This window comes from Wenzhouxiangella sp. 15190 (assembly GCF_003417465.1).
Lineage (GTDB): Bacteria > Pseudomonadota > Gammaproteobacteria > Xanthomonadales > Wenzhouxiangellaceae > Wenzhouxiangella.
On the sequence record NZ_QVMV01000007.1, the window covers coordinates 16,903 to 32,237 of the forward strand.

Sequence of the window (15,335 nt, forward strand, 5' to 3'; positions counted from 1 at the left end):
GCGTCCCGCTTGCTGAACCAGACAACCACGGAAGTCACGGAATGCACGGAATGCCGATTTGGCGTCCCGCTGGATTTCTTGGCTTTGTGCCAGAGACCAAGGAAACAGGAATGACCGTAAAAACGAAAGGATGGCCGCTGGCCTTGTTGTCGATTCTGCTGTTGGCGGCCTGCCAGGGGGATCGTTCGAATGAACCGCTCGAGCCGGCCGAGGAATGGAAGGTTCAGACCGGCGCCGACCCGCACAGCTTTTCCGAGTACGAGAAGGTGCGCGTGGGGCACCTGCGCCTGGACCTGGATGCCGACATGGACGCGCACGTTCTGTCCGGACACGTCACGCTCGATCTCGAGCGCGTCGATCCTGATCATCCCCGCCTGGTGCTCGATACCCGCGGGCTGGATATCCGGGACGTTACGGCGCCCGAGTCCGATGGCAATCATCGACCCTTGTCCTGGCGTCTCGGCGAACAGGAAGGGTCGCTGGGGCAACCGCTCGTCATCCTGCTCCCGGACGGCATCGACGAGGTGCGCATCGACTATTCCAGTTCGCCGGAGGCCTTTGGCCTGCAGTGGCTCGACGGCGAACAGACCTCCTCGGGCAAGCCCTTCATGTTCTCGCAGAGCCAGCCGCACTACGCGCGCACCTGGGTGCCGCTGCAGGACACCCCGGCGGTGCGCTATACCTTTGACGTCACCGTTCGCGTGCCCGAAGATCTCATGGCCGTCATGGGCGCCGGTGGCAATCCAGTCGAGCGTAACGCGTCCGGCGAGTACAACTTCCACATGCCGCAGCCGGTGCCGTCCTACCTGATGGCAATCGCCGTCGGCGACCTTCGATTCGCCGAGATTGGCGAACGCTCCGGCGTTTACGCCGAACCCGAGTGGATCGAGGCCGCGGCCGAGGAGTTCGACGTGCTCGAGGAAATGATCGATATCGGCGTCGATCTCTACGGCGAGTACCGCTGGGGCCGCTACGATCTGCTGGTACTGCCGCCCAGCTTTCCCTTCGGCGGCATGGAAAACCCCCGCCTGAGTTTCGTCACGCCCACCATCATTGCCGGCGACGGCAGCCTGCTGGCCCTGGTCGCGCACGAACTGGCGCATTCCTGGTCGGGCAACCTGGTCACCAATGCCGCCTGGCGCGACCTTTGGCTCAACGAGGGCTTCACCGTCTACTTCGAGTCGCGCATCATGGAAGCCCTCTACGGCGAGGAAGTCGCTCGCCAGCTCGCGGTACTCGAATGGGAGGACCTGGTCGAGGAACTGGAAGGGACCGAAGACGGTATGGCCAGCCTGGTGATGGATGTCGACGAGCGCGACCCCGAACAGGCCTTCAGCAGCGTGCCCTATTCGAAGGGGCGGTTTTTCCTGGACTGGATCGAGCACCGTGTGGGACGCGAGACCATCGACGAATTCCTGCGCGCCTACTTCGATCATTTCGCCTTCCAGTCGATCTCGACCGAAACCTTCCGCGGTTACCTGGAGACCAACCTGGTCTCCAAGCATGACGCCCTGACCATGGAAGCCGTCGATCAATGGCTTTACGAGCCGGGCCTGCCCGAGTTCGCTGTCGCACCGGAATCGGACGCCTTCGAGCGCGTCGACGACTGGCGCAAGCGCTGGCTGGCCGGGGACGCCGAGACCGGGGAACTTCCGGCCGATGAGTGGTCCGTCTACCAGTGGCTGCATTTCCTCATCGGCCTGGAAGACAAGCTGGACGCCGAGCGCATGGCCGAATTGGACGCGGCTTTCGCCCTGACCGAGTCGGGCAACTACGAAATCCTGTTCCAGTGGCTGATGCGCTCGATCGAGACGCGCTACGAGCCCGGCATCGAGCGGCTCGAGGCCTTTCTGCTCGAGGTCGGCCGCAACAAGTTCACCCGCCCGCTCTATGCCGCCCTGGCCGACACCGACTGGGGCCGCGAGTGGGCCATCGACGTGTACGAACGCGCCCGACCCGGCTATCACCCCCTGACCCGCCAGGCGGCCGAACGCGCCCTGGATATTGACCAGGAATAAAGTGGACTTGAGGAACCACGGAAGACACGGAAGCACACGGATTGATGACCTGAGATCGTGCCTGACCCAGTGAACTTTCGAACCAAGGTTACCGGGATTTTGAGCTTCTCACTCTTTCCGTGAATTCCGTGTCTTCCGTGGTTTCCGAATTTCACGTTCCGGATCTGTTGCAAGCACCGGCTCAGGCCCAGATATAATAGGGACCAATTCAATCCTGTTTCGGGTGGGCCATGTTCGGCAATTCCTACACGCCGGTGAAATTCGAGCGCGACTGCGAGGTGGTGATGGTGCCCGAGGGCGCGCCGGTGGAGCTGCCTGCCGGCACCGTCGGCTACATCACCCAGCAGATGGGCGGCAGTTTCACCATCTACGTCGACGGCCGGCTGTTCCGTCTGGCCGGCGATGAGGCCGATGCCATCGGCAAGGAACCGCCGCCGGCGCCCAGGCTGCCCGAGAACGCCACCGATGAGGACGTCGAGGAACTGGTCATGAGCCAGCTCAAGACCGTCTATGACCCGGAAATCCCGATTAACGTCCTCGATCTGGGCCTGATCTACGAGTGCGACATCGAAAAGATCGACGGCGATTCCCGGCACGTGTCGATCGACATGACCCTGACTGCACCAGGCTGCGGCATGGGCGACATTCTGGTCGCCGATGTCGAGGATCGCATCGGTCGCATTCCCACCATCGACAAGGTCGACGTTCGCCTGGTCTTCGACCCGCCCTGGAACCAGCACATGATGAGCGAGGAAGCCCGGCTCGAGACCGGCATGTTTTGAGTTGGTCTGGGCCGGAGTGTTCCGGCCCGGATCGATTGTTCCAACTCAGGGGGATTGCCAGCGCAGGGCCACGAAGGCGGCGCGCCGATGGGCGTTGAAGCCGGCAAGCGGTTCGTAATCCTCGTCGGTCAGGTTCTCGAGCCTTCCTTCCAGTGTCAGGCCTGCGCCCAGCGGCCAGCCGGCGCGCAGGTTGACCAGCGTGTAGCTGGCCAGTTCGACGCCGAAATCGGGTCGCTCGCCGACATGCACGATCTCCGCGCCCAGCCAGCCATCATTGCCGAAGGTTCGGTCGACACTGAGGGAGCCCTTGATGTCGGCGCGGCGTAGCAGATCGCTGGCCTGGGTGCGGTTCTCGGCGTCTTGCCAGGTCAGGTTCGACTCGGCCCGCCAGTGGCCCGAAGTGAAGCGATAGCTCAACTCCGCGCCGCGAATGCGGGCATCTTCGATGTTGATGGCCTGAAAATCGGGACCGGAGAAGGCAATCAGGTCCTCGACTTCGTTCTGGTACACGCTCAGGCCCAGGCCGTGACCGCCGGGGCCGAACCAGTCGAGCCCGAGCTCGCCGCTGAGCGACGTTTCGGGGTCGAGGTCCGGGTTTCCGGCGAACTGCCCGCCGAAGCCGGGTGAGTAAAGCTGGCTGAAACTCGGTGCTCGGAAAGCCCGGCCCAGGCTGGCCGACAGGCGCAAGGATTCGGAAATGCGCCAGCCGCCGGCGAGATTGCCGGTCAGCGCCGATCCGAACTGGCTGTCGTGATCGCCGCGCAGGCTGGCTTCCCAGGAGAAGACGCCATGCGTGCCGTCGAGACCGGTCCAGATGCCGACATTCTCGCGATCCTCGTCGAAGGAGGCACTGGTGTCGCCCTCGACATGCCAGGCATCGGCACCCAGCAGCCAGGTCGTGCCGTTGCCGACTTCGCGTTCGGCCTGGAAGCCGGTCTGGATGCGGCGGGTGGCCGCCTCCGAGATGCTGAAGCCGTTGTCGGTCTCCAGGTTGTCGCGGTAGAAGGCCGCCGAGGCGTTCCAGGCCCAGGGCCCATCGGTGTTCTTGCTGTAGGCGCCGCGAAACGCGTAGTTGAGGAAGTCGGACTCGCCCTGGTCGAATTCGACATCGCCGTCGGCCAGGCGTGCCGACCAGGAGAGGTCGCCCGAACCGAGCCGGTAATCTCCCCGGGCGCTGACGCTGAGGTTGTCGAAACCGTCGTCGTCGGGGTCATACGCAGATCCCTGCGGGTTTTGCGCTGAGAATCCCTCGACGCTGCGGCCGGCGACGTTGAGCCCGAGAAACCCGTTGCCGAAATGCGCCGAAAGCTGCCGGTCGTCGTAGCGACCGTAGGCCGCACGCGCTGCACCGCCGTCGGGCAGGCGGGTGAAGATCTGGATGACGCCGCCGATGGCGTCCGAGCCCCAGCGCGCTGCGCGCGGGCCGCGCACGATCTCGATCCGCTCGATGATGGACGGGTCGAGGATTTCCCAGGTGAAGCCGCCGGTTCCCGCGGCAGACACGCGCACGCCGTCGACCAGAACGAGCATGTGATTCGAATTGGTCCCGCGCATGAATACGCTGGTCTGCCCGCCCGGGCCGCCGCTGCGGGCGATGTCGATGCCCGCCTCGAGACGCAGCAATTCCAGCAGGTCGGGTGCCTGGCTGCGCGCGATTTCGTCCTGCGTAATGACCGACACGGCGGCCAGGGAGTCGTCGACGGCCTGTTCGGCACGCGTTGCCGTGACCTGGATGGGTTCGCCCTCGTAGGTGGTCTGGGCGACGGCATGGCCGCCGATGAAGAGCATGCCGGCGGTTGCCAGCAAGCCGAAGGGATTGCCTTGCATGAATTGTGCTCCTTGCGCTCACCCGCGCATTGAACCGGGGAGAGCGTGCAGGGAGCCAAGGACAGGGCAGGAGCCCGATTGTCTTCGACACCGGTCGCCCGCCGCAACCCGGTTGTGTACAGGGAGCCTCTCGAGGCTCCCGCCGATGCAGCAGGCCGGTCTCCTGACTTCCGGCAGGCCTCTCGGTTGGAGAAGCCCGGGCTGGAACCTTCCCCCGCTGTTCGCGCGGAGTGGATCCTTCCAGCCGCATCGGCCCTGCGCCGACGCCGGTTACAGTTGCGGGGGCAGTACCGGACTCACACCGGTTTCCCGTAACACCTGTTGCGGTTTTTGAGCTTTCAAAAGAAAGCGCCGGTGGCGATGCCGACCGGCGCGAATCATTGTAGCGCAAGGAGCCGGTCGGTGCGACAGCGCCGACCGGAGCGGTCTTGGTCAGGCGGCCTTGGGCTTGCGCTTGCCGCGGACCTTGTCGCCGTGTTCGGTCAGGCCGGCCTGCAGCTCGGCGATGTCGAAATCGTCGGTGGCGATGACTTCCATGCTGCGTTTGCGCACATCGGCGAGCATGTCGGCTTCCCTTTGGGTCAGGATGTCCTTCTCGCGCGCTTGCTCCAGGCGCTCCTCAAAGGTGTAGCCGGTGATCTGGCCGGCGCGTTCGGCCTTGAGCATCTTGCGCTCGATCGGCTCGGCGGCGATCACGTCGGGCAGCAGTTCTTCCATGATGCCGGGCCAGTAGCCTTCGCGGGCGGTCTTGTAGCAGCCGCGAGTGAGGCGATCGCGGGTGTCCGACGGCGACAGCAGCAGCGCGGCTACCTTGTGGCCCAGCCGGTCGTTGGGTGCGCGCTCACGCTGGCCGAGGGGGAAGACCACCAGGCGCAGCAGCGGACGCATCCAGCCGATGGGATAGTTGTCGATCGTGTCGCTGAACGCACGCTGGATCTTGTGGATGGCGTCGTGGAAGGCCCAGGCCATGATCGGCTGGTCGGCGGCCGGCCGTGCTTCATGCTCGAAGCGGCGCAGCATGGCCGAGGCAATGTAGAGCTGGCTGAGCGCGTCGCCCAGGCGCCCGGAAATCTTTTCCTTCTGCTTGAGCTTGCCGCCGTAGGTCAGCATGGCGATGTCGGCCAGATAGGCGAACGCGGCGCTGTAGCGGCTGAGCTTGCGGAAGTACTTGCGCGTGCGTCGGTCGCCCGGCACGGCCGCGAACTTCGCGAAGCTCAGGCCCAGCACGAAAGCGCGCGTGGCGCTGGAAATGGAGTGGCCGATGTGCGCGAACAGCAGCTTGTCGAATTCGACGAGTTGCTCTTCTTCGTCCTCGATCTGCAGCGCCTCGAGCTCCTTGAGCACGTAGGGATGGCAGCGAATCGCACCCTGGCCGAAGATCATCAGCGAGCGCGTCATGATGTTGGCGCCTTCGACGGTGATCCAGATCGGCGCCCCTTCCCAGGCGCGCCCGAGGTAATTCTTCGGGCCGAGGATAATGCCCTTGCCGCCGTGGATGTCCATGGCGTCGCGAAGGACTTCGCGACTCATCTCCGTTGAATGGTACTTGGCGATCGCGCCGGGCACGGCCGGGCGCTCGCCGTCGTCCACCGACGATGCGGTCTGGCGACTCAGCGCACTGATGGCATAGGTGTAGCCGGCCATGCGTGCGAGCGCTTCCTCCACGCCTTCGAAGCGGCCGATGGGCAGGCCGAACTGCTTGCGGATACGGGCGTAGGAACCGGTCACCATGGTGGCCGCCTTGGCGCCGCCGGTGGTTGATGACGGCAGCGAAATGGCGCGACCCACCGACAGGGACTCGACCAGCATGCGCCAACCATGTCCGGCGTAGTCGGTGCCGCCGAGCAGGTAGTCGAGCGGCACGAATACATCCTTGCCGACGATCGGTCCGTTCGGGAACGGGTTGTTGAGCGGGAAGTGCCGGCGGCCGATCTCCATGCCCGGCGTGTCGGCGGGCAGCAGGGCCACGGAAATACCGATGTCCTCGGTATCACCGAGGTGGCCGTCGGGATCGTAGAGGCGGAAGGCCAGGCCGACCACGGTGGCCAGCGGTGCCAGCGTGATGTAGCGCTTTTCGAAATTGAGCTTGATGCCCAGCGTTTCCTTGCCGTTGAACTGGCCCTTGCACACGACGCCGTAGTCGGCGATGGATGTGGCATCGGAGCCGGCCACCGTGCTGGTCAGGCCGAAGCAGGGAATTTCCTCGCCGGAAGCGAGCCTGGGCAGGTAATGATTTTTCTGCTCATCCGTGCCGTAGTGCAGCAGCAGCTCGGCCGGGCCGAGCGAGTTGGGCACGGCGACGATCGAGCCGACGGTGGAACTGAGGCCGCCCACCTTCTCGAGCACGGCGCGGTGGGCGACGGCTGAAAAACCGAGACCGCCGTAGTCCTTCGGAATGATCATGCCGAAGTACTTGTTCTTTTTCAGGTGTTCCCAGACTTCGTCGGAGGTGCCGGCCCGGTAGTGGGTGAATTCCCACTCGTCGATCATGCCGCACAACTCTTCGACCGGTCCGTCGATGAAAGCCTGCTCCTCGGTGCTGAGCTCGTGGAGCGGTTTCTTGACGAAGCGGCTCCAGCGCGGATTGCCGCCGAAGATCTCGCCCTCGAATCCGACCGTGCCGGCGTCAAGCGCGACCTGCTCGGTGTCCGAAATCGTGGGCACCATGCCCTTGAAGCTTTCCAGTACGCGACGCGTGATGAATTCACGCCGCCAGCTGCGGTTGTTGAGTAACGCCGCGAGCGGCAGGAAAATCAGCCAGAACAGGGTCAGGCTGATCCAGCCCGGCTCGCCCGCGATGGTGAAACCGAGCCCGACGATGGCAGTCACGACCGACCAGATCGTGGCGGAGGCGCGGAAATAGGCGCAAGCCAGCCCGGCGACAAGCAGGGCCAGCAAAAACAGGATGAGGCTCATGATCTAGGTTGCTCCTTGCGCAGCCTGCCGTTTGAGGAACGGCGTTACGGCGCCCATGAAGTGGTCGTTGCGGTCGCCGGCCACCATGTGGGCGGCGTCTTCCACCATGGCTTGTTCGGCGTGCGGGGCCAGCTTGAGGAATTCCTCGATGTGCTCCTGGCCGATCATCTCGCTCTGGCCGCCTGCGACCAGGAGCGTCGGAATCTTGAGCCGGCGCGAAGCCGACTTCAGGCGCGACTGCAGATTGCTGCTCTTTTCGGCCAGCGCCAGCATGGCCGGATCCCAGTGCCAGTACCAGCGGCCATCGCTGGCCTGGCGCAGGTTGCGGGTCAGTCCGTCGTTCGATCCGTTGCGGCGTCGATGCGGCAGAAAGCCGCGCACGGCCTCGATGGCATCGTCGAGCGTCTCGAACCCTTTCGGATTCTGGCGCATGAACGCGAGCATGGCTTCCACGCCACTGTCGTCCCAGCGCGGTGCGATGTCGACCAGCACCAGCGACGTCAGATCGACCTTGGGCTTTTCCGAATGTGCGAGCAGCGCGGTCAGGCCACCCATGGAGGCACCGATGACGGCCGGGCGATTGGGCAACGAAGCGCACACCCGCCGGAAGTCCTCGATGAACTGCTCGAAGTCGTATTCCCCGCTGGGCGCCCGGTCGCTTTCGCCGTGACCCCGGGCGTCGTAGCTAACCGCCTGCCAGCCGGCGGCCGCCAGCAGTCGTCCGGTCTCTTCCCAGGCATACTGGGTCTGGCCGAAGCCATGGGCCATGAGCACGCACGGCGCCCGGTCGTCGCCGTAATAGCGAAGACTCAGGCGGATGCCATCATCGGTCCAGATCTGGCGCCGGCGGATATCGTCGTTGAGTTTGCGTACAGCTTCCATACGGCAGAGTATGGGTTTACCCTGTTATTTAGTCAATCAGCTTTCATATTGGTTCGGTGCGGCCCGTTAACAAGTGCTGAATTGGTCGACCAAACCCCAAGAGATACCATCGCGGATCATCATGGCCAAATCAAGTACAAAGCGTAACGGTGGCGGCGAAAAGTCTTCGTTGACACCGGCTGACTGGGAGCAGGAAGCCCTGGAGCTGATCGCCGAGAAAGGCATCGCCGCGCTCCGTGTCGAGCCGCTGGCCCGACGCCTGGGGATCACCAAGGGCAGCTTCTACTGGCATTTTCCCGGCCGTGATGAATTGCTGGCCAAGGCGCTAGAGCGATGGGAGCGCCAGGACCGCCAGCATCTCAAGCTGTCGCTGAGTGCCGGCAATGCCCCGGCCGAACGTCTGGCCGACTTTGTCTGGCGGACCAGCCGGCAGACGCTGACTCACCGGATCTACGTGGCCTTGTGCGCCACGCCCGACCATCCCTGTATCGGCCCCGTGCTTCGGCGTGTGACCCAACGGCGCGTCAAGTACCTGAGCGCCGCACTCGAGGAACTGGGTCTGCAGGGCATCCAGGCGCGACATCGTGCGAACCTGATGTACTCCTCCTACGTGGGCTACCTGCAGCTCCAGGCGCAGGGCCTGGTGCCGGACAAGGACGAGCCGGACTTCGACGCCTACGTCCAGCACGTGATCGAGACCCTAATCGAGGTTTGAGGGTTGGCTTGTTCGCTTGTTCGCTAGTTCGGCAACTTCTGGGTTTGCGGGGCGGCTGCGCCGCGATGATTCGGCGGCAACAAAAGGGCTTGAAAGAAATCCGGGGAACGTAATCTGCCGAACCAGCCAACCAGCCAACCAGCCAACCAACTTTCAGACCACCGATCATGGTCGATGCTCCCGCCCCAGATATTCGTGACTCTGCATCTCGATCAACCGCGAGACGGTGCGCTCGAAGGGTGCGGCCAGCCGCTTGCCCCGGTAGAGCGCTTCCGGGGCCACCTCGGCCGAGACAACCAGCTTGACGGCGCGGTCGTAGCACTCGTCGACCAGGTGAATGAATCGTCTTGCGGCGTCGTTGTCGGCTTCGTCCATGGCCGGGATGTCGCTGAGAAACAGCGTGGAGAAGCGACGGGCCAGTTCGATGTAGTCGCCGCTGGAGCGCGGGCCGAGGCATAGCGTTTCGAAATCGAACCAGGCGACAGGCCCGGCGCGGCGAAGCGGTTCGAGCGTTCGGCCCCTGATTTCCAGGGTCCGGTTGCTGGACGGTTCGCCCCGGGTGAGCGAGGCGAACTCGCTTTCCATTTCCTCGCGCGTGTCATCGCTGATCGGGTGATAGTAGATCCGGTGCCGGCTGAGTTCGCGCAAGCGATAGTCCGTTTCTGCATCGAGCTCCAGAACTTCGCAGTGGCGCTCGATTGCCTCGATCGCCGGCATGAAGCGCTTGCGCTGGAGTCCGCCGGCGTACAGGTCGCGCGGTTCGGTGTTGCTGGTCGCGACCAGGCACAGCCCGCGCCCGAACAGCGGCTGGAGCAGTCCGGCCAGCAGCATGGCATCGGCGATGTCGCTGACGTGAAACTCGTCGAAACACAGCACCCGGCAACGTCCGGCGATGGTGCGCGCCATGGCCGGCAGGGGGTCGCGCTGGCGGCCGTGCCTCTTGAGCGTGTCCTGAACGTGGTCCATGAAACGGTGGAAATGGATGCGCCAGGTCGCGACGCCAGCCTGATGCAGGCTTTCGGCGAACAGGTCCATCAGCATCGTCTTGCCGCGTCCGACCCGGCCGTGCACATAGAGTCCCTCGACCGGCGGATGCCGCCGGCGCCAGCGGTCGATCACCCCGGTGCGTTTGTCCACCAGTGTGGCGTAGCGTTGCTCGAGCCGTTCGATCGCGATCTGCTGGGCCGCGTCGGGCTGCAGCTGGTCGTTTTCGAGGAGGGCGCGGTAGCGCGCGAGCGGACCGCGTTCGGTCATTAGGGCAGGTTGGGCTGGACGTGGTTCTTGATCAGGCCGCGCAAGTCCATCAGGCGACGATGGAAGAAATGACCCGTACCCTCCATGACCACGAGGTTGGCGTCCTGCCCGAGCTTTTCGGCCCAGTCGTAGACGGCCTCGGGAGAGACGACTTCGTCTTCGTCGCCCTGAACGACGAGCCATGGGCAGTTGGGCGGCTGAAGATCGTCGAAGCCGTAGCGTTCCACCGGAGGAGCGATGGAGATGAGCTGGCGTACCGGCAGATCCTGGGCGGCCTTGAGCACGATATAGGATCCAAAGGAAAAGCCGCCCAGCCAGAGATCGTCGTCGGGCCGAACCTTGCGAACCCAGTCGATCACTGCCAAGAGGTCGTCTGATTCGCCTTCGCCGTCGTCGAACTCGCCCTCGCTGTCGCCCACCCCGCGAAAGTTGAAGCGGACGGTGCGCAGGCCGAGCTCGCGCAGGCTGCGTTCCATGATGGTGACCACCTTGTTACGCAGGGTGCCGCCGTGTTGCGGATGCGGGTGACAGAGCACGGCCGTGGCGGGCCGTTCGTCCTCGCCTTCCGGCACGTCGGCCAGGCATTCGATGCGGCCGGCCGGGCCGGTGATGAAAAATTCCGTGGATTCGCTCGGGAAGTGGGCCGGGTCGGTGTCCATGAAGGGTCCTTGACGGTTGCCAGCGCCGCTCGCGCGGGAGCGTTATCATAACTCACCCGCTGCGGCCCCTGCAGGTCATCCTGACTGGCATGAATCATCTCGCACATGTCGTGCTCGCCGGCCCCGAGGAAGGGCTTCGGCTCGGGGCGTTCCTGGGCGACCACGTCAAGGGTCGGCAGGCCCTCGACGAGCTTCCGGCCAGCTGGGCCGCCGGGGTGGAGCTGCACCGCAGGATCGATTCAATCAGCGATGCTCATCCGGCTGTGCTCGGCCTGCTCGAGCGCCTCGATCCGCCGTGGCGCCGCTACGGCGGCGTCATCTACGACGTGCTGTTCGATCACATGCTCACGCGGCATTGGTCGCGATTCGGTCCGACCGATCTCGGGCGCCTCGGTTGCGAGATCGACCTGTTGCTGGCGCGGCATCGACCCCGGCTGCCGGCCAGGCTGGTGAGGTTCAGCCTGTGGGCCCAAGGGCGTGGGTTGTGGCAGCGCTACGGTGAGCGCGACATGCTCGAGGAAATTTTCGGGCTGCTGGCCCGTCGCCACGGTCGCCACTGGCCACTGGCCGACGGCGCACGCCTGCTCGAAGAGCACGAAGCCGCCATCGAACAAGCGTTTCTGGAACTGTTCCCGGACCTGCTGGGCCGTGTAGCGGATGAGCGGGCCCGGCTCTACTCGACCTGGTCGAGCATGTAGTCGACCGAGGCGGCGACCTGTTCGTCGCTGAGATCCGAGCGGCCACCGCGGGCCGGCATGGCGTTGAAGCCGTCGATGGCGTGGGTCACCAGGGTCTCACGGCCCTTGTCGAGTCGATCGCTCCAGTCGCCGGCTTCGAGCATGGGGGCGCCGGCCGTGCCCGCGTCATGGCAGGTCGCGCAGACCTGGTTGTAGATCATTTCCCCGTCGGTCGAGCCGTCGAAGGCCACCTGTGGCTCGGCTTCGGCGGCTGCTTCTTCGGCCGCAGCTTGAGCGGCAGCCCGGCCGGTCTCGCCAGCGTATACACCGGCTACCGGCTGCAGTCGTTCCTCCACGGCAGCCTGGCGCGCGGCGCTCTGCTCGCCGTCGAATTCGCGATTGTGGATGATCAGAGCCAGCACGATGATGACCACGGTAAAGGCGACCAGCCCGGCCAGCACCGCGCTGAATGTTTGGATGAATTGACGATCATGTTGCTCGGACACGCCGGACAGACCTCACGCTTGAATTGAGTAGAAGAATGTGCCCCACCGTCGCAGGACCGCAAAGACGCAATTATACCGCCTGGTGGTTTGTGGATACAGTGGCCTCTTCATCTTGCAGCCGCGCAACCAGAGCGACTCCGGCGGCGGACCCGGCGAGCGGCAGGGCGCTCGCCAACAGGGCCAACGGGTTGCCGGGCGTGGTCAGCCCCACCAGCACAAAAGCCGGCAGGCCCAGAAGCGCGCCCGTACACAGGCCCCAGCCGATACGCGGCGCCAGGGCGGCGGTCATCATGCCACCGAACAGGCCACCGGCTATCCAGACCAGGGCCGGAACAGGCAACAACGGCCATACCAGCGCCTGGCCGAAACCATCGCCGGCTTCGACTCGCAGAATCGATTCCGGAAGCAGAACCAGCAGGCCGGCCGAGATCGCCTCGATGAGGATCACGCTGACGAGCAGGCCGGCGCACAGGGCCAGGAGAACGCGCATCCACGCTCACTATCGATGAATTCCCGGCTGAGTCTACCAGTACCCCGGGGCTCTGCGTCGCTTTGGGCGGTTGCGATATACTGCCGCCTCATCCGGAATCCAAACCAGCATAGCCCGGGTCCCCAAAGGGTTCGCCATTTCATGCCCATTCAGCCACCGATCCCATCACTGTATGCGGAGGTCACCGCGTGACATTGATCGATTCCGAGTTCGGTGCGTCATTGAAGCGCGTGGAACGATGGCGTCCCTGGGTGGCCGGCCTGCTGATGTTGGCCGGGATCGCGGGCACGTTGTTTCTCTATCGCGGGCTGCAGTCGGCCGAAGTCGATTCGCTGGCGCGTTATGTCGACAATCTGGCCGATTACATCGAAGTCGACATGCTCGCCGATCTGGGCGAGCAGATGAACGCCCATCGACGCATGGCCGCGCGCCTGGCCCATAACGGGATTGAAGACGCCGGGGGCTGGCAACTCAATGCCGAGTTGTTTCTGGACCACTACGGCTACTATCGGACCCTAGCGGTATTGGATCCTGCGCTGGAGGTGTTGTGGATTCGCCATCGCGGTGAAGGTCATGTCGCGCCGGGCGAGATCTTTCCGGTTGGCGAGGAGTACCGGCCGGCTCTGGCACGCGCCCGGGCGACCGGCGAAATAACCGCCACGCGACCCCGCTTCCTGCCCGATGGACGTCCGGGTATCAGCTTGATCATCCCGATCGGCACCAATGAGCGGCACGCCGGCTACGTGGCGACGACCATGGACATTCCGGATGCCATCGATGCCATGATTCCCGCCCTGTTCCGGGAATCGCTCGACCTGCATGCCGTCGCGCGTGGGCGCGACGTGTATCCCTATCCGCCACAGGCCGCACCGTCGCAATGGGATGCCGGCTTTACGGTCGATCTCGACGACGACGAGACCGGGTTTCTGTTCGAATTTGCCGTCAGCGATGATATTCGCGAACAATTGAGTTCGGCCATGCCGGAAGTGGTATTGGTCAGCGGGATCCTGTTGTCCCTGCTGCTGGCGGCTGTGGTCTATCTGGGCCTCAATGCCGGCGATCAGGCACGGGTGATGGCCCGGGCCAACCGCCGGCTTGAGCAGGAAATCGGCGAGCGGGAAGCCGCCGAGCGCGAACTGAGTTTCCTGGTCAATCACGACAGCCTGACAGGTCTGCCCAATCGCTCGGGAATTTCAGAGTTCCTCGCCGACATGATCGAGAATCACGGTGACCGCCAGGCCCAACTGGCCGTTCTTTTCCTCGACCTCGATCAGTTCAAGGACATCAACGACTCCCTCGGTCACCAGCTCGGCGACCAGCTTTTGTGCGAGGTGCCGCGCCGACTCGCCGGTATATTGCGCGATCGGGATTTCGTCGGCCGCCACGGCGGCGACGAATTCCTGATCGCCGTCGAGCGGGCCGACCGCGAGCAGGTCGAGCAGCTTGCCGGCAATATCCTGCACGCACTCGATGCCGGCTTCGCCGTGGAGGACCACCGGCTGTTCATTTCCGGCAGCATCGGGATCGCCTACTATCCTGAATCGGGGCGCTCGGTCAACGAGCTGATCCAGAACGCCGACACCGCCTTGTTCAAGGCCAAGAACGCCGGACGCAACCAGTTCGCCGTTTTCACCCGCGAAATGTTCGCCCAGGCGCAGCATCGACTGAACCTCAGCCGTGATATCCGGCACGCGCTCGAAGACGGCAACTTCCGGGTCGTCTACCAGCCCATCGTCGATGTCCGTGACCTGTCCATGAGCGGGGTCGAAGCACTGTTGCGCTGGGACCACCGTGACGGCTATCCCGTGCCGCCGCAGGAATTCATCCGGGTCGCCGAAGAGACCGGCATCATCGGTCGGCTGGGAGAATTCGCCCTCGATCGTGCGCTCTCGGACCTGGCGCAATGGAAATCGCTTTCCGAGGACCTGCCCGGCCTGGCCGTCAATGTCTCGGGTGCGCAGATTCACGAGGCCGGGTTCGCCGAGCAGCTCAGCATACTGCTGCACCAGCATCGCATCGAGCCGGAACAGCTGCACCTCGAAATCACCGAGGAAGTGCTGATCGAAAACCTCGCCAGTAACCGCCGCATGCTGCACAAGCTCGACGAGATCGGCATCCGCATCGTTGTCGACGATTTCGGCGTCGGTTATTCCTCGTTGAGCTATCTCAAGAACTTCCCGATTTCGGTGGTCAAGATCGATCGCGGTTTCGTTCGGGATATCGTCTCCGATCCCGAGGACCAGGCCATTACGCGAACCATCTGCAGCCTGGCTGCCGACCTTGGCATGCAGACGGTTGCCGAAGGCGTCGAAACGGACGAACAGTTGGCCCTGCTGGCAAGCTACCGCTGTTCATTCGCCCAAGGATTCCTGTTTGCCAGGCCGGTCGAGGCCGACGAAATTGCACAGATGATTGGCGGGCAACAACCGTGGCGAGCCACTTCCCGGGACTGAGGTGTTGGCACTGTGCCTATCGGTTACAATACCGCCCCATCGCGCCCGTAGCTCAGCTGGATAGAGCGTCGGCCTCCGAAGCCGAAGGTCACAGGTTCGAATCCTGTCGGGCGCGCCAGATTCCCCTGTTTCTCAAGCAATTATTGCCGTTTGCTT

General features: G+C 64.1%; 12 protein-coding genes, 1 tRNA gene and 1 riboswitch. Of the genes, 6 read left to right on the top strand and 7 right to left on the bottom strand.

Annotation, left to right across the window (positions count from 1 at the left end):
* Positions 1 to 110: 110 nt before the first annotated feature.
* Complete coding sequence (locus DZK26_RS01275; RefSeq protein ID WP_181918256.1) at positions 111 to 2,018, top strand: M1 family metallopeptidase; 1,908 nt, start codon at positions 111 to 113, stop codon at positions 2,016 to 2,018.
* 230 nt (positions 2,019 to 2,248) lie between these two features.
* Entirely contained in the window at positions 2,249 to 2,800 is a 552-nt protein-coding gene (gene sufT, locus DZK26_RS01280) for a putative Fe-S cluster assembly protein SufT (protein WP_116897106.1), read from the top strand.
* A gap of 45 nt (positions 2,801 to 2,845) precedes the next feature.
* Here the strand turns inward: sufT and DZK26_RS01285 are convergent, their stop codons facing one another.
* From DZK26_RS01285 to DZK26_RS01295, 3 genes are all read right to left on the bottom strand, one after another.
* Positions 2,846 to 4,627 (bottom strand): TonB-dependent receptor domain-containing protein, encoded by a 1,782-nt coding sequence (locus DZK26_RS01285; RefSeq protein ID WP_116897107.1) that lies wholly within the window; start codon positions 4,625 to 4,627, stop codon positions 2,846 to 2,848.
* A gap of 135 nt (positions 4,628 to 4,762) precedes the next feature.
* Positions 4,763 to 4,982, bottom strand: a riboswitch (cobalamin riboswitch).
* A gap of 77 nt (positions 4,983 to 5,059) precedes the next feature.
* The gene (locus DZK26_RS01290) at positions 5,060 to 7,543 is read right to left on the bottom strand and encodes an acyl-CoA dehydrogenase (protein WP_116897108.1); all 2,484 of its coding nucleotides are present in this window, start codon (positions 7,541 to 7,543) and stop codon (positions 5,060 to 5,062) included.
* Between the two features lie 3 nt (positions 7,544 to 7,546).
* The gene (locus DZK26_RS01295) at positions 7,547 to 8,425 is read right to left on the bottom strand and encodes an alpha/beta fold hydrolase (protein ID WP_116897109.1); all 879 of its coding nucleotides are present in this window, start codon (positions 8,423 to 8,425) and stop codon (positions 7,547 to 7,549) included.
* 121 nt (positions 8,426 to 8,546) lie between these two features.
* On the opposite strand from DZK26_RS01295, the gene DZK26_RS01300 reads away from it, so the two are divergent.
* Entirely contained in the window at positions 8,547 to 9,140 is a 594-nt protein-coding gene (locus DZK26_RS01300) for a TetR/AcrR family transcriptional regulator (protein WP_116897293.1), read from the top strand.
* A 165-nt stretch (positions 9,141 to 9,305) separates the two neighbouring features.
* On the opposite strand, the gene zapE is transcribed toward DZK26_RS01300, so the two are convergent.
* Both zapE and DZK26_RS01310 read right to left on the bottom strand, forming a co-directional pair.
* Positions 9,306 to 10,394 carry a cell division protein ZapE gene (gene zapE, locus DZK26_RS01305; RefSeq protein ID WP_116897110.1) on the bottom strand — a complete coding sequence of 363 codons (1,089 nt, stop codon included), beginning with the start codon at positions 10,392 to 10,394 and terminating at the stop codon, positions 9,306 to 9,308.
* Positions 10,394 to 11,053, bottom strand: a complete 660-nt coding sequence (locus tag DZK26_RS01310) for an alpha/beta hydrolase (protein ID WP_116897111.1) — start codon at positions 11,051 to 11,053, stop codon at positions 10,394 to 10,396. The genes zapE and DZK26_RS01310 overlap by 1 nt, the downstream gene beginning before the upstream one ends.
* A gap of 89 nt (positions 11,054 to 11,142) precedes the next feature.
* Here DZK26_RS01310 and DZK26_RS01315 point away from each other — a divergent pair, with 89 nt between their 5' ends.
* On the top strand, positions 11,143 to 11,751 hold the full coding sequence (locus DZK26_RS01315; protein WP_116897112.1) for an ACP phosphodiesterase: 609 nt from the start codon (positions 11,143 to 11,145) through the stop codon (positions 11,749 to 11,751).
* Here the strand turns inward: DZK26_RS01315 and DZK26_RS01320 are convergent.
* Both DZK26_RS01320 and DZK26_RS01325 read right to left on the bottom strand, forming a co-directional pair.
* Positions 11,727 to 12,236: a cytochrome c5 family protein gene (locus DZK26_RS01320; protein ID WP_116897113.1), complete on the bottom strand. Its 510-nt coding sequence runs from the start codon at positions 12,234 to 12,236 to the stop codon at positions 11,727 to 11,729. The two genes, DZK26_RS01315 and DZK26_RS01320, sit on opposite strands and share 25 nt — an antisense overlap.
* Positions 12,237 to 12,306: 70 nt before the next feature.
* Positions 12,307 to 12,726, bottom strand: coding sequence for a hypothetical protein (locus DZK26_RS01325; RefSeq protein WP_116897114.1), 420 nt, complete (start codon positions 12,724 to 12,726; stop codon positions 12,307 to 12,309).
* Positions 12,727 to 12,914: 188 nt separating this feature from the next.
* On the opposite strand from DZK26_RS01325, the gene DZK26_RS01330 reads away from it, so the two are divergent.
* Positions 12,915 to 15,179, top strand: a complete 2,265-nt coding sequence (locus DZK26_RS01330; protein ID WP_147306589.1) for a bifunctional diguanylate cyclase/phosphodiesterase — start codon at positions 12,915 to 12,917, stop codon at positions 15,177 to 15,179.
* A 41-nt stretch (positions 15,180 to 15,220) separates the two neighbouring features.
* Positions 15,221 to 15,297, top strand: a tRNA-Arg gene (locus tag DZK26_RS01335).
* Positions 15,298 to 15,335: the final 38 nt, after the last annotated feature.

Coding starts and splice junctions, on each gene's coding strand:
- DZK26_RS01275 (WP_181918256.1), top strand. CDS start 111: ATGACCGTAAAAACGAAAGGATGGCCGCTGGCCTTGTTGTCGATTCTG.
- sufT (WP_116897106.1), top strand. CDS start 2,249: ATGTTCGGCAATTCCTACACGCCGGTGAAATTCGAGCGCGACTGCGAG.
- DZK26_RS01285 (WP_116897107.1), bottom strand. CDS start 4,627: ATGCAAGGCAATCCCTTCGGCTTGCTGGCAACCGCCGGCATGCTCTTC.
- DZK26_RS01290 (WP_116897108.1), bottom strand. CDS start 7,543: ATGAGCCTCATCCTGTTTTTGCTGGCCCTGCTTGTCGCCGGGCTGGCT.
- DZK26_RS01295 (WP_116897109.1), bottom strand. CDS start 8,425: ATGGAAGCTGTACGCAAACTCAACGACGATATCCGCCGGCGCCAGATC.
- DZK26_RS01300 (WP_116897293.1), top strand. CDS start 8,547: ATGGCCAAATCAAGTACAAAGCGTAACGGTGGCGGCGAAAAGTCTTCG.
- zapE (WP_116897110.1), bottom strand. CDS start 10,394: ATGACCGAACGCGGTCCGCTCGCGCGCTACCGCGCCCTCCTCGAAAAC.
- DZK26_RS01310 (WP_116897111.1), bottom strand. CDS start 11,053: ATGGACACCGACCCGGCCCACTTCCCGAGCGAATCCACGGAATTTTTC.
- DZK26_RS01315 (WP_116897112.1), top strand. CDS start 11,143: ATGAATCATCTCGCACATGTCGTGCTCGCCGGCCCCGAGGAAGGGCTT.
- DZK26_RS01325 (WP_116897114.1), bottom strand. CDS start 12,726: ATGCGCGTTCTCCTGGCCCTGTGCGCCGGCCTGCTCGTCAGCGTGATC.